The following is a 14,312-nucleotide window of genomic DNA, read 5'->3' on the forward strand; positions in this document are numbered from 1 at the left end:
AGGTGCCAGGAGACCCTGACACCTACTTCTTCACCATCAACTTACCTTCATAGTCGTTCATCGTCTTTATTTCAACGCCTTTATAGTAATGAGCGACGATATCTGTATATTTCTTGCCTTCTGCTGCCATGCCGTTCGCTCCGTATTGGCTCATACCAACGCCGTGGCCGAAGCCTTTCGTCGTAACGATGATTTTATCCCCTTGTTGTTTCCACGTGAAGTCGGAAGAACGTAAGTCTAACTTTTCACGAACTTCCTTTCCTGTTAATGTTTTTCCTTGAAATGCTACATCCTTTACGCGCTTTCCTTCCGTAAGATCTTTAATATTTCCAACTTTTCCGTCTGCTAGCACTTTCACACCGAGACGTTTTTGAAAGTCAGCTACGGTAAAGGTTTGCTCGCTCGTAAATTTCGGAGAGGCTTGATCCCACGGGCTATCTACGCTCTTTAAGTACGGATAATCATTTCCCCAATAATCAGCCGCATTTTCTGTCCGGCCATTACTCGTTGAGAAGAATGATGCTGAGATTGGCTTTCCGTCATACGTTAAAACTTGTCCTGCGGTTTTCGAAACAGCTTCTTCGATTTTCTTCAAATTATTTTCATAGTTATTGCCCCATTGTTTTTTCAATTCTTCTTTGCTTTTGTACACTTGATCTTTCACCGTATCTGTCACGTCCGCATTGTTTTTCTTACCTCCGCTTAGCATACGCTGGACTACAAATGTTCTCGCTGCTAATGCCTGCGCCTTTAGCGCCTCTATTTCAAAACTGGCATTCATCTCAGAAGCTACTACACCGGTCACATACTCCTCCATAGGCAATGATTCTACCTTCTTTTGTTTCTCACGATATACAGCAACTTGAACCGCTGTATCCACTTTCCCTGGAGCTGGTATACTTTCTATCGCTGGAGGAGTTTTAGAAGCTGCTTTTTCCTCTACTTTTGCTTTCGCAAACGGAATCACAAGAGCAGCAGGTACAATGATAACGAGCGCTATGAGAAGCGCTACTGTAATAAAAAGTGGCTTTGAAAATTTCATCTTATTTCCCCCAATATAAAAAAAGCTTTACTCCATTCATTCTTATGGAACAACTCTTTCTTTTAGAACATACTTAAGGGGGCCAATTTAAAACAAAAATTTTCTAAATATTTTTACTGGTACGTGCATAAGTATAGAATTTCTTGACTATAACAGTAATAAGCCCAAAAAAATAGCCCCTATGTCAAAAGACATAGAGACTATTTCAATTAAGCGTGAAGATCAGAAACTTCTTGTTCTTTCACTTCTTCTACTTTTTCATTTACACGTTCAATAGTTGCACCTAATGCAGCTAATTTCTTATGGAAGTTTACATAGCCACGGTCAAGATGTTTTAACTCAGTTACACGAGTGTAACCTTCTGATACTAAACCAGCTAAGATTAATGCAGCTGCAGCACGTAAATCAGTTGCTGCTACTTCAGCACCTTGTAAGCTGTTTGGACCGTTCATAATAACAGAACGACCTTCGATTTTAATATCAGCATTCATACGACGGAATTCTTCAACGTGCATAAAGCGGTTTTCAAATACCGTTTCTGTAATCATACTTGTTCCATCAGCTTGTAGTAATAATGCCATCATTTGTGATTGCATGTCTGTTGGGAAACCTGGGTGAGGCATAGTTTTAATATCAACCGCTTTTAACTTATCTGGGCCAATAACACGTACACCTTCATTTTCCTCAATAATTTTAACACCCATTTCTTCCATCTTCGCTGTAATTGAGCGTAAATGTTCAGGCACAGCATTTTCAATTAAGATGTCTCCACCAGTAATTGCCGCTGCAACCATGAATGTTCCAGCTTCAATACGGTCAGGAATAATAGAGTGGTTTGCACCATATAATTTATCAACGCCTTCGATACGAATCGTTCCAGTTCCAGCTCCGCGTACTTTCGCTCCCATCGCATTTAAGAAGTTAGCTAAGTCAACGATTTCTGGTTCTTTCGCTGCGTTTTCAAGGATTGTTGTCCCTTTTGCTAATGTAGCTGCAGACATAATGTTTTCTGTCGCGCCCACGCTTGGGAAGTCTAAATAAATTTTAGCTCCTTTTAGTTCTCCCTCAACGTATGCCTCAACAAAACCGTTACCAACCTGTACTTTTGCTCCCATTGCTTCAAAGCCTTTTAAATGTTGGTCAATTGGACGTGAACCAATTGCACATCCACCAGGAAGTGCAATACGAGCACGACCGTTACGTGCTAATAAAGGTCCCATTACTTGAACAGATGCACGCATTTTACGTACATATTCAAATGGTGCTTCAATGTTTAGCTCTTTAGAAGCATCGATTGTTACTTGGTTATTTTCAAATACGACTTCAGCATTTAAATGACGTAATACCTCATTAATTGTGTATACATCAGACAAAACTGGTACTTCAGATAGTACATTCTTTCCATCACTCGCTAATAGGGCTGCAGCGATTATAGGTAATACAGCATTTTTTGCGCCCTCAACACGCACTGTGCCGTTTAACCGCTTTCCGCCACGGACGATGATCTTTTCCAAATTATTCCCCTCCGTGTCCTTTTTTCAGTATCTATTCACTCAATACTCAGAAGTTATGATCGGTGTGCCAACCACAATTGTATCTTTGTTGTCTGTAGAACGTATTGCTATTTGCACATTTATTTTCTCTCTATTTGTTGAAAGAGCGTCATCCCACTTTTTATTGTATGCGGAGACTGACACAAATGCTCTTTCTTCTATCTGTTCGATCGCTCTTGCTGAAAGATCTTTCAAAACCTGATTGGTTTTATTTTGCAAAACACCTTCAATCTTATCATTCAGTGCACCTTGAACACAAGTGTAAATTATAGGTTTTTCACTAAAAATTTTATTCGTTTTCTGAATGTACTTCGGGTCCCATTTTGCCCCGCTCACTTCAAAAATAATGAAAGTGTTTTCTTTAGTATTTTCCTTACTCCAAGTTACTACTACTCGTTCTTCATAAGAAGAAAACTTTTTATAGGATGTAGCTTTATATCCATCTGGAGATTGCTCTAATTCCCACTTTTGAATATTTGCCTTGTCCTTCACGTCGTTTAACAACTTTTGAAACGTATGTATATTAGAAATCGTTTTTGTTTCTCGCGCTAGCCATGACCATTTCTCTACTTTAGCATCATTTTTCTCTACAGCTGCGATCATACTCTCCATCTTCTGTTCATCGCTCATTGGTTTCATCTCTCTATACCCAACCAAAAATAAAACAACACTTAATGCAACAACAAGAATGGCTTTAAGCTTCAATTTCATCCCCTCCTATCCCCATTGTTAACGGAGATATGAGGTTCTATACACTTACTTTACTAAATACGTTAAACTCTTTGAATAGCCTAAATAATCAAGGAAAAAGTTACTTACAGATGTCCCAATTGCAATTGTAATTAAGATAAGTAATACTCTCGTCTGCATCACCTTTCCAGGCTTCATTAAACGCTCAATGTGAATACCTTGTAAGGCCCACCACGTAATGGTAATAAACAATAAATGCGAAACGATAGCAATCAGTGCTTGTTGCCCTAAAAGATGTGCCAAAAAACCGACTCCTTTTTACCTAGCTACTACTTACGAAATCATATAAAAACGATACCATAATAAGTAGGAGCCACACTTTTTCAAATACAAATAAGCATCTTACATTTTACATCGTAATTTTCTCTTTAAAAGCGTATACTTATATGTATTTTCAATCGTAGTTCACACAAAATAAAAAGCGCAGAGTAACGACTCCACACCTTTTATTTTCACTATTGTACCACGTTCCCTAAGAAGAAGAAATCTTTCATTAATGGAAAATATTCATAAAAGAAATTGTACCCAACCATCGGCATAATCCCTAGTATTACAATTGAAATTGCGCAAAGGCTCATCACAACCTTTATATTGAGTGGCAAACGAATTTTCTCTTCTACTTCTCCCGTACGGAAAAACATTTGCTGTAAAATACGGAAATAATATACGAATGAAATGACTGTCGTCCCCATCATAATAGAAGCTAATACGTAATGAGCTGGCTCTACATGAAGTGCCCCTAAAAAGATGTTAATTTTCCCAATGAAACCAGCTGTTCCTGGTATCCCCGCTAACGATAAAATAAAAATCGTCATCACGATTGCTGTAAATGGCGACCTTTTATATAATCCGGTGAAAATGGTGATGTTTTCTTTATCGCTTTGTAAGATTAAGCCGTGGATAATTGCAAATGCGCCTATATTCATAAGCATATACGCAAGCATGTAAAACCACATGCTATCCATCGTAAATGGTGATAATGCTACAAGCGGTACGAGTAAATATCCTGCATGCGCGATTCCTGAATAAGCAAATAGGCGTTTTACGTTATATTGCTTTAATGCGACTACATTTCCAATAATCATCGTAATACTAGCTAGCACAGCGATGTATATGCTCATACGTCCGTATAGAGATTGCGTGTCTCCTTGCACCGATACACTTGCAAAAACCATGAGGAACAAACGAATAATGAGTAAGAACCCCGCAATTTTAGAAATCGTTCCAAGAAAAGCAGTAACAGGTGTAGCCGCTCCCTCATATACATCAGGCGCCCACATATGAAACGGCACTGTCGCAATTTTGAATGAGAGCCCAACGAGTAATAATAGAAATGCAAGAGCTAGCAATAACTGAATGCCACCAGCCAGTTCCCCAGCAAATACCTTTTGCATATCCACAATATTAGTTGATCCTGTAATGCCGTATAAATAACTCATTCCAAAGAGCGTAATTGCCGTTCCAATTCCTCCATTAATGACATATTTCATTGCCGCCTCATTTGATGCACGGTTCTTTTTTCGTATTCCTACTAAAATGTAGGAAGAAAGTGAAAGCAATTCTAAACCGACGAAAAGTGTAATGAAATCAACGCTAGAAGCCATAAACATCGCCCCAAGAAGCGCCATTAAAAATAAGTAATAATATTCTCCCTTATCTTCAATTGGATTTTTCTTATCATCACTCATTGCGATGCATAAAATGAGGGCCGCCCCGCCTAACAACAACGTTTTAAATCCTTTTGAAAATCCATCTAACACAAACGATCCATTTAAAATATCTCCTGCTGGTTCGCTATATAGCATAATTAGTGACACGATTGCTAATACGACCGCCGCGATGGCACCAAGCGCTACGTATCTATGGTTCAGCTTAAAAAACAAATCACATATGGAAAGAAGGATGGCAGCACCGAGAATAATGAATTCTGGCACCATGAGATGCCACGATAAGCTAAGTAACGTATTCATATCCATCCTACTTCACCCCCAATGTTTTCAACGTATTTTGAAGCGGATCCCCTAGTATTTCTGGCATTACGCCAATTGCAATAATGCAGAAGATAAGTAGCAATATAGGAACATACTCCCAACCGTGTATATCAGCTTTCGCTTCCCACTCTTTCTTACCAAATGTTACTTGAAGTGTTGCTCTTAATACGTATACAGCGGTTAAAATGATGCCAAGTACTCCGGCCGCTGCAACGACTGGCTCTCCTTGGAATAAACCGAGAAAGGCAAGAAATTCGCTAACAAATCCGGACATCCCCGGCAATCCAAGCGATGCCATTCCTCCCGCTAAGAAGAATCCGCTAAGTACCGGTACACTTTTTGCAAGTCCGCCAAGTGCTGTAATATCCGACGTTCCAAAACGCTGTTCTATAACACCAAGTAAGAAAAAGAGTAAGGCTGCAATTAAACCGTGCGAAACAACTTGGAATAGAGCGCCTTGTGTACCTGGTGCATTTAACGCCCCAAGGCCCATTAATACAATACCCATATGTGAAATACTAGAGTAAGCAAGCACCTTCCGGAAGTCCGTTTGAATGAGCGCTAAGAAGGCTCCGTACAATAAATTGATGACTCCTAAAATCGCAATGAGCGTTGCAAACTCGCGAAAGTATTCCGGGAATAGTCCCTGTCCGAAGCGGATTATACCGTATGCTCCAATCTTCAGTAAAACACCTGCATGAAGCATAACTACAGCCGGATGTGCTTCAATATGTACATTGACCATCCAGCGATGTAACGGGAAAACGGGTAGTTTAATCGCAAAAGCGATCATTATGCTAAGAAACAAGCCGAACTGTAAGCTACTTGAGACAGCCATTCCTCCGCCAGTACCTACACTCGTTAATATTTCTTTAAGCTCTGTAATATTGGTTGTACCTGTTTTCGCAAATAAAACCGAGAAAACGATAAGCAAAATAGCGGAGCCAATACCGTTATATATTAAATAACTATAAGCAGCCTTTTCACTCGACAATTTCCCCCACTTCCCAATTAATAAAAACATCGGCGGCAATGTAATTTCAAAGAAGATAAAGAACAACATTAAATTTTGAGCAGCGAAGACACCGAGCATCCCTATTTCTAACATGAGTAACAGCATATAAAATGCTTTCAAGTTTCTTTTAATAGTAAATGCTGCAATTGCTGCGAGCATCGCTAGAAGGGCCGTCAGTACCATCATAACGAGCGATAAACCATCAATACCAAGCTCGTAATAAATGGAAAACCACCTTTTATCCACCGCTGCAAAATCCCCAAATGTAATCCATTTCACTTTTTCATCAAATAGAGACAAACTCTTTCCAGAAGCATATGTACAAGCGAGGACGATAGCGATTCCGAATGGAAGCGCTGTTCCAAATAAACCGAGCGCTCGCACTGTACGCGATTCTTTTTTCGGTGTTAATGTAAGTAAGAGAATTCCTAAAAGCGGGGAAAAAATGAAGAACGTTAATAACAAATCATTCATCGTAAATCCCCTCCCGTATAGAGCAAAATAATGAAGAGTACTGCAAGTGAAACAGCTGTTACAGTCCCATACACTTGTACATTTCCGTTTTGGAGTCTAGAGCCAATTGTACTTATCCCTTTTACTAAACTCCCTATTAAAACGGCAATTCCTTCGACTACATACACTTCAAATAGGCGAAGCACATGAGCGATTCCTTTCGTAATAGGAAGCACCGTCATATTGTATAGTTCATCCACATAATATTTTTCTTTCAAAAGTTTATAAAGAGGCGATTCCTCGCCACCAGCCCAATCTCTAGAAATAGATTTCTTGCCATATATAACATATGCAAGAGCAATCCCAGTCAAAGAAACGAGCGTCGCAACAATCATAATCCAAACTGGTCCGTGCGCCTCTCGCACTTTAAACGCTACATCTTTCGTAAGCCAATCTCCGAGAAACGTTCCAAACCATGGTGTATTTATATAACCTGCCACGACTGCAAGAACACCAAGGACAATCATCGGATACGTCATGATGCGGGGCGATTCATGCACATCTTCCTTCGTCTTCGCTTCCCCCGTAAAGACAAGAAAGTATAGGCGGAACATGTAGAACGCTGTTAGGAATGCTGCAATTATCGCTAAGACGAATAAAACGTAATTGCCGTTCATCCAAGCTGCCGCTAAAATTTCATCTTTACTAAAGAAACCGGAAAGGAGTGGCACACCACTAATTGCAAGAGTACCGATTAAAAATAAGGCACCCGTTACTTTCATCTTCTTCTGTAAACCGCCCATTTTATTAATGTTTTGCGTATGCACTGCATGAATGACACTTCCTGCTGCCAAAAATAGTAATGCTTTAAAAAAAGCGTGTGTCGTTAAATGGAACACACCAGCTACATAACCGGCAGATCCTAGTGCAAGCATCATATACCCGAGCTGGCTAACTGTAGAATAAGCAAGCACTCTCTTTATATCCGTTTGTACAAGACCGATGGAAGCTGCAAAGATTGCAGTAAAGGCTCCAACAATTGCTACCGTCTGCATCGCCACCGCACTTGCTGAAAATAGCGGAAACATCGTTGCCACTAAATATACGCCAGCTGCGACCATCGTCGCCGCATGAATAAGTGCCGAAACAGGCGTCGGCCCTTCCATTGCATCTGGTAACCACGTATGAAGCGGGAACTGACCTGATTTCCCCATCGCCCCGATAAAAATTAATATCGCCGTTATTGTAATCATTGTCGGAGTCAGATCACCCGTATGAATCGCTCTAAAAATTGCGTCATATTCAAAACTACCTGCATGCCAGAAAATTAAGATCATCCCAATAAATAAACCGACATCGCCAATACGTGTCATAATAAAAGCCTTTTTTGCGGCAGCCTTCGCTTCTTCTTTAAAGAAATAAAAACCGATGAGTAAGAACGAACCAAGGCCGACTAACTCCCAAAATATATAAAGCTGTAATAAATTCGGTGATATAACAAGCCCGAGCATCGCAAATGTAAAGAGTCCTAAATAGGCATAAAAGGTTGGTAATCTTTCCTCACCTTTCATATAACCTTTCGAATACACGTGTACAAGTAAACTCACAAGCGTAACGATAAACAGCATTAAAGCTCCTAATGCAGTCACTTCAAAGCCAAATGATATATCAATATCTCCAGCTCTAAGCCATACCCACTTATGCTTCACTGGTACTGTCGAAAACCGTTCTATTAATACAAGTACCGCAAATATAAAGGAGAGAAAGACGAAGAAAATACTAAGTACACTGCTTCCTTCTCTAATTTTCTTCCCGAATATAATTAATAACAAAAACGAAACAAGCGGGAAAAGCGGTATGAGCCATGCATAATCGATCATTGTTTCCTTCCCCCTTTTCGGTCACAATGTTATCCTTTAAGCGTATCCATTTCATCTACATGAACTGTCGTACGATTACGATATAAAGCAATTAAAATGGCGAGTCCTACCGCCGCCTCCGCTGCTGCTACGGCCATCGTAAACAGAGAGAAAATTTGCCCTGTTAAATTTGGGAACAAACCTAATTTACTAAACGCTACTAAATTTAAATTGGCTGCGTTCAGCATTAATTCAATACAAACTAATACAATCACTGTATTGCGCTTCGTTAAAGCTCCAAATAAACCGATGCAAAATAAAATAATCGCAAGCGTTAAATACGCAGAAGCAGGAACGCTACTCATTGGAATCCTCCTCTTTCTCATCCTTCTTCGCAAGAATAATTGCGCCAACAAGTGCTACAAGTAAAATAACTGAAGTTAGCTCAAATGGAATAATATATTTTGAATAGAGAAGTGTACCGATTTGAAGTGTGTTTTTTTCATGGAGAGGTAAACTTCCTTGTGTGCTTTCATTTGCAAAATCAATACTGTTTACAGCGAAATACATAACTGCCCCAAATGCTACAACCGCAAAGAAGATAATCCATTTTCGAAGAGTAAGACGTGATTCATTTTCTGCGTTATGTTTCGTTAACATAATGCCAAAAATCATAATAATTGTGATCGCACCCGAGTAAAGTAAAATTTGTGCAACCCCGATAAATTCAGCTGATAAAAGAAAGTACAAACCTGCAATGCTAAGAAATGTTAGAACGAGAGCTAGCATCATATGCATGACCTTCGTTAAATTCAACATAAGAACGCCGCCGATAATTGCAGACAAGGATAGTATAAAGAATGCTATAAACTCGCCATTCATGCTTTATTCTCCTTCCTGACATTTTCGTCGTTTTCATCAAGCCACTGCAAATTTTTGAATAAGTCATCCCGTGAATATTCCGCGAGTTCAAAGTTATTTGTCATAACAATCGCCTCTGTCGGACAAACTTCTGTACATAAATCACAAAGAATACAAATTTCAAAATTAATATCGTACGTGTCGATAATTTTTCCTTTTTTCGTAGGATCCGGATGTTTTTTCCCCGTTAACTGAATACAGTCTGTCGGACAAATATTGGAGCACTGGTTACAAACAATACACTTTTCTGGATAAAACTTTTGAATCCCTCGAAAACGATCTGGCAATGGCAATGGTTGATTCGGATAATCATACGTCACCTTCTTTTTACTCAAATTGCTTAATGTATATTTTAGTCCTTTAAATAGCCCTTTCATCTCTTACTGGCACCCCCCTCATAGATTAGAAGAATAACTCCTTAATCAATGCCGTTAAGAAAATATTTGCAAGTGCAATTGGCAATAATACTTTCCAGCCAAACTCCATTAACTGATCACCTCTTATACGCGGAAACGTAACGCGGAACCAAATTAATAGAAAAACTACACTGCTAAACTTTAAAGCAAACCATACGGCACCTGGGATGAATCCAAGGAACATAACTGGATTCCATCCGCCTAAAAAGAGCACAGTAATTAAAGATGCCATCCCGAAGAAATATACGTACTCTGAAAGCATGAAAAACGCCCAGCGAAACCCTGAGTATTCCGTATGATATCCAGAAACAAGCTCCGACTCAGCTTCTGGTAAATCAAACGGCGTCCTATTTAACTCTGCTACCGCCGCGATTAAAAATACGACGAAACCGATTGGTTGCACGAAAATGTACCAAACATTCTCCTGCGCTGCTACGATTTCATTTAAATTTAGGCTACCAGCTAACAAAACGATTCCGATTACACTCATTACGAGCGGAATTTCATAAGAAATCATTTGCGCCGCTGCACGCATCCCCCCTAAAAGGGAATATTTATTATTCGATGCCCATCCTCCGGTTACGACGCCAATCGTCGTAATGCCAGAAACAGCAATGTAATACAGTAAGCCTACGCCAATATCCGCGAACTGAAATTTATCAGTAAATGGGATAACTGCAAGAACCATAAATGCTGGCGCGAATGCAATAACAGGTGCTAATATAAACAACGGTTTATCTGCCGCCTTCGGAATACTATCCTCTTTCAGTAATAGTTTTAAAACATCGGCTACCGTTTGCAGCAGACCAAACCGGCCTCCTACTTGATTTGGTCCAATCCGCCCTTGCATAAAACCCATCACTTTCCGTTCTGCCAAAATACCATATGTAACGAAGCCAAGGACTGCAAATAATAGGAGCACCGCTAATCCGAAAAAAATGAAGAAATTCGTCCAGCTAGAAGGTGATTGTAAGAGCGTTTCAATCATTAGCCATCAACCTCCCCAAGTACAATATCCACTCCACCTAAAATCGTAATTAAATTGGCGATGTTTTCACCTTTCAATAACTTCGGTAAAATTTGCAAATTGTAAAAAGACGGCCTGCGAAACTTCAAACGGTATGGCTCTTTCTTTCCGTCACTAGCAATATAGCAACCAATTTCTCCTCGCGGCGACTCTATACGGACGAAAGCTTCCCCTTTAGGAGCCTTAATAATCTTCGGTACTTTCGCAAGTACTGCTCCTTCTTTCGGGAATTGCTGGACAGCTTGCTCGACAATTTTTAACGCCTCCTCAATTTCCTTCATGCGGCAAACGTAGCGATCCCAAGCATCCCCCACGCTCCCAACAGGAATATCGAAATCAAAACGGTCGTAAATGGAGTACGGTTCATCCTTGCGAAGATCCCAGTTTACTCCGGTGCACCGCAAATTTGCTCCGCTTAAAGAATATGAAATTGCATCTTCTTCGCTATATATACCAACGCCTTTTACACGATTTAAGAAAATCTCATTGCCACTAACGAGATCATGGTAACCCGCCAATTGCTCTCTCATATACGGAACAAATTCTTCCACTTTTTCAATCCAACCGTCCGGCGCATCCCACTTTACACCGCCGACTCTCATATAGTTAAAAGTAAGCCGGGCACCGCATAATTCGTTTAATAAATTAATAATCATCTCCCGCTCACGGAATGCGTATAAAAACGGGCTGACCGCTCCTATATCGAGAAGATTTGTCCCCCACCAAACGAGATGACTCGCAATCCTTCCAAGTTCCATTGCAAGTACTCGCAAGTATTCAGCTCGCTCTGGGATTTCAAGCCCCATCATCGTCTCTACAGCGTGGCAAATGACGTAATTATTCGTCATAGCCGATAAATAGTCCATCCGATCTGTATAAGGGATAATTTGCGTATACTGTAAGCTCTCTGCAATCTTTTCGGTCCCGCGATGCAAATATCCAATAACCGGTGTAGCTTCTTTAATAATTTCCCCGTCAATTTTAATAACAAGCCTGAACACACCGTGTGTACTCGGATGCTGAGGACCTACATTCAAAAGCATTTCTTCCGTACGGATCATTTAGCTACACCTCCACATCATACGGTTCATAATCTTTTCTAAGCGGATGACCTATCCAATCATCGGGCATTAAAATACGCGATAAATTCGGATGTCCCTTAAATACAATGCCGAGCAAATCATACGCTTCTCGCTCTGGCCAGTCCGCCCCTCTCCAAAGCGCTGTCACTGATTCTACTTGCGGCGCTTCCCTATCCAGCTTCACCTTCACCGCTACTGACTGTTTCTTTCCATATGAAAATAAATGAACATACACTTCCATATGTGTCACAAAATCCGTCGCATGTAACTCTGACATATAATCAAATGCAAGTTCCTCATGGGATCGCAGTAACTCCATTACTTCATAATATTTTGAGGGCTCCACTACAAGAGTTGGCACATCTTTGGAAAGTTTATTAATGTAGCAATCTACTAATGTATCCTCTCCTATTTTTCCTTTAATAACTTCAACATACTGATTTAAATACGGTTGATTCACAGATGGCTCTTCCTGCTTCGCTTCCTCTTCCTTCTTACCTTCAGCACCCTTCGTCTTCGCCCTTGCAGCCGCTGCCGCTTTCGCCTTCGCTGCTGCAATTGCCTTCGCCTTTTCATCTCCCGAATCCCCATCACCTTGCGAAGCTTTCTGCTTTGCTAGCGCCGCTGCTTTTGCCTTTGCGGCCGCCACAGCCTTCGCTTTCGCCTTGGCCTTTTCTTCTTCTGTTACTTCTTCCATTCCTTCTCTTTTTTGTTTTGCTAGCGCCGCCGCTTTTGCTTTTGCGGCCGCTGCTGCCTTCGCTTTCGCCTTGGCCTTTTCTTCTTCTGTTACTTCTTCCATTCCTTCTCTTTTTTGTTTCGCTAGCGCCGCCGCTTTCGCTTTTGCGGCCGCTGCTGCCTTCGCCTTCGCTTTGGCCTTTTCTTCTTCTGTTACTTCTTCCATTCCTTCTCTTTTTTGTTTCGCTAGTGCCGCCGCTTTCGCTTTTGCGGCTACTGCTGCCTTCGCCTTCGCTTTGGCCTTTTCTTCTTCCGTTACCTCTTCTGTTTCTTCCCTTTTTTGCTTCGCTAACGCCGCCGCTTTCGCTTTTGCGGCTGCTGCAGCACGACGTTTCGCTTCTTCCACAGTCATACCATCATTTTTTGGTAACGCTTTCTCTTTTTCTTGATTTTCTTCCTCAAGTTTACTTATTTCCGAATCATGTTTCGCAACGAGACGCTTTCTCGCCTCTTCTTTCGCCCGCCTAGCCGCTTCTCTTTTCAAATCCTCTAAATCTTTGTTTGGATCACTCATTTATTCGTCACCTGCTTCCCCGTCTTTGCCTCGTAACGAATTTTTTCTTTTAATTTATTAATTCCATAAATTAAAGCAGCGGGATTTGGTGGGCAACCAGGGATATACACGTCAACTGGTACAATTTGATCTACACCTTTTACAACAGCGTACGAATTTACATATGGACCACCTGCTGTCGCACAAGATCCCATTGCAATAACCCATTTTGGTTCAGGCATTTGATCATATAAGCGCCGAACAATAGGAGCCATCTTCTTCGTTACCGTTCCCGACACAATCATAACGTCCGATTGCCTTGGTGAAGTCCGAAAAAATGACCCAAATCGATCTAAATCATAATGTGATGAACCTACTCCCATCATTTCAATTGCGCAACATGCCAGTCCAAATGTCATTGGCCATAAAGAATTACTTCGCGCCCATCCCTTCAACTGTTCCAATGTAGAAAAAAAGATATTTCGTTCTAATTCCGCTCGCTCATTTGGATGTAATTCCTCAAAATTTATAACCATTGTAACACCTTCTTTTTCCAAGCATACGCTAACCCAACTAGCAACATTACAACAAAAATGAACATTTCAATCAGTGCAAATAAACCGAGCTTGTCATATGCAACAGCCCATGGATATAAAAATAAAGTTTCTACATCAAAGATGACAAACAATAAAGCAAAAATATAATAACGAGCATGAAACCGAATATTTGCATCATGAAAAGGCTCAATCCCACTCTCATACGTCGTCGCTTTCGCTGCACTTGGTTTATTTGGGCGCAGCATCCTTCCTAATGTAAGAGCCACTACCGGAAGCAATATGCCTAATAGCAAGAAGATCAAAACAATCATATAACTATTTTCATATACACTTGCCATTGTGAAACCCTCCCCCCTAAATTAAGAACAAGTTCACTTAGTAAACAATATGTCCTAGTTGCAGTAATTATTATTTTTAA

At 40.5% G+C, this 14,312-nt stretch carries 15 protein-coding genes; all 15 read right to left on the reverse strand.

Going from position 1 to position 14,312, the window contains the following annotated elements; genetic code table 11:
- Positions 1–22 precede the first annotated feature (22 nt).
- The 15 genes from spoIID to nuoA all read right to left on the reverse strand — a co-directional run bounded on the left by spoIID (position 23) and on the right by nuoA (position 14,232).
- Positions 23–1,042, reverse strand: coding sequence for a stage II sporulation protein D (spoIID, locus tag ACTFRS_RS22335; RefSeq protein ID WP_000672636.1), 1,020 nt, complete (start codon positions 1,040–1,042; stop codon positions 23–25).
- 209 nt (positions 1,043–1,251) lie between these two features.
- Positions 1,252–2,556 (reverse strand): UDP-N-acetylglucosamine 1-carboxyvinyltransferase, encoded by a 1,305-nt coding sequence (gene murA, locus ACTFRS_RS22340; protein ID WP_000411263.1) that lies wholly within the window; start codon positions 2,554–2,556, stop codon positions 1,252–1,254.
- A 39-nt stretch (positions 2,557–2,595) separates the two neighbouring features.
- Positions 2,596–3,300, reverse strand: a complete 705-nt coding sequence (locus tag ACTFRS_RS22345) for a YwmB family TATA-box binding protein (protein ID WP_420913343.1) — start codon at positions 3,298–3,300, stop codon at positions 2,596–2,598.
- A gap of 51 nt (positions 3,301–3,351) precedes the next feature.
- A complete protein-coding gene (locus tag ACTFRS_RS22350; protein ID WP_000940742.1) occupies positions 3,352–3,588 on the reverse strand; it encodes a DUF1146 family protein in 237 nt (78 codons plus the stop codon).
- Positions 3,589–3,800: 212 nt separating this feature from the next.
- Positions 3,801–5,315 carry an NADH-quinone oxidoreductase subunit NuoN gene (gene nuoN, locus ACTFRS_RS22355; RefSeq protein ID WP_440025123.1) on the reverse strand — a complete coding sequence of 505 codons (1,515 nt, stop codon included), beginning with the start codon at positions 5,313–5,315 and terminating at the stop codon, positions 3,801–3,803.
- A 7-nt stretch (positions 5,316–5,322) separates the two neighbouring features.
- Complete coding sequence (locus ACTFRS_RS22360) at positions 5,323–6,825, reverse strand: NADH-quinone oxidoreductase subunit M (protein WP_440024976.1); 1,503 nt, start codon at positions 6,823–6,825, stop codon at positions 5,323–5,325.
- The gene (nuoL, locus tag ACTFRS_RS22365) at positions 6,822–8,684 is read right to left on the reverse strand and encodes an NADH-quinone oxidoreductase subunit L (RefSeq protein WP_139868478.1); all 1,863 of its coding nucleotides are present in this window, start codon (positions 8,682–8,684) and stop codon (positions 6,822–6,824) included. The genes ACTFRS_RS22360 and nuoL overlap by 4 nt, the downstream gene beginning before the upstream one ends.
- Positions 8,685–8,713: 29 nt before the next feature.
- Positions 8,714–9,028, reverse strand: a complete 315-nt coding sequence (gene nuoK, locus ACTFRS_RS22370; protein ID WP_000100078.1) for an NADH-quinone oxidoreductase subunit NuoK — start codon at positions 9,026–9,028, stop codon at positions 8,714–8,716.
- The gene (locus ACTFRS_RS22375) at positions 9,021–9,545 is read right to left on the reverse strand and encodes an NADH-quinone oxidoreductase subunit J (RefSeq protein WP_139868480.1); all 525 of its coding nucleotides are present in this window, start codon (positions 9,543–9,545) and stop codon (positions 9,021–9,023) included. The genes nuoK and ACTFRS_RS22375 overlap by 8 nt, the downstream gene beginning before the upstream one ends.
- Positions 9,542–9,961, reverse strand: coding sequence for an NADH-quinone oxidoreductase subunit NuoI (nuoI, locus tag ACTFRS_RS22380; protein ID WP_000677191.1), 420 nt, complete (start codon positions 9,959–9,961; stop codon positions 9,542–9,544). The genes ACTFRS_RS22375 and nuoI overlap by 4 nt, the downstream gene beginning before the upstream one ends.
- Positions 9,962–9,986: 25 nt before the next feature.
- On the reverse strand, positions 9,987–10,988 hold the full coding sequence (gene nuoH, locus ACTFRS_RS22385) for an NADH-quinone oxidoreductase subunit NuoH (protein WP_000573430.1): 1,002 nt from the start codon (positions 10,986–10,988) through the stop codon (positions 9,987–9,989).
- Positions 10,988–12,088, reverse strand: a complete 1,101-nt coding sequence (nuoD, locus tag ACTFRS_RS22390; protein WP_242294757.1) for an NADH-quinone oxidoreductase subunit NuoD — start codon at positions 12,086–12,088, stop codon at positions 10,988–10,990. Before nuoD ends, nuoH begins: the two co-directional genes overlap by 1 nt.
- Positions 12,089–12,092: 4 nt before the next feature.
- Positions 12,093–13,358, reverse strand: coding sequence for an NADH-quinone oxidoreductase subunit C (locus ACTFRS_RS22395; RefSeq protein WP_440024974.1), 1,266 nt, complete (start codon positions 13,356–13,358; stop codon positions 12,093–12,095).
- Complete coding sequence (gene nuoB / locus ACTFRS_RS22400) at positions 13,355–13,873, reverse strand: NADH-quinone oxidoreductase subunit NuoB (protein ID WP_000236331.1); 519 nt, start codon at positions 13,871–13,873, stop codon at positions 13,355–13,357. Before nuoB ends, ACTFRS_RS22395 begins: the two co-directional genes overlap by 4 nt.
- On the reverse strand, positions 13,864–14,232 hold the full coding sequence (gene nuoA, locus ACTFRS_RS22405; protein WP_016718997.1) for an NADH-quinone oxidoreductase subunit NuoA: 369 nt from the start codon (positions 14,230–14,232) through the stop codon (positions 13,864–13,866). Before nuoA ends, nuoB begins: the two co-directional genes overlap by 10 nt.
- Between the last annotated feature and the right edge of the window lie 80 nt (positions 14,233–14,312).

It is taken from the genome of Bacillus cereus group sp. MYBK139-1 (genome assembly GCF_051916915.1).
GTDB classification, from domain to species: domain Bacteria; phylum Bacillota; class Bacilli; order Bacillales; family Bacillaceae_G; genus Bacillus_A; species Bacillus_A pacificus.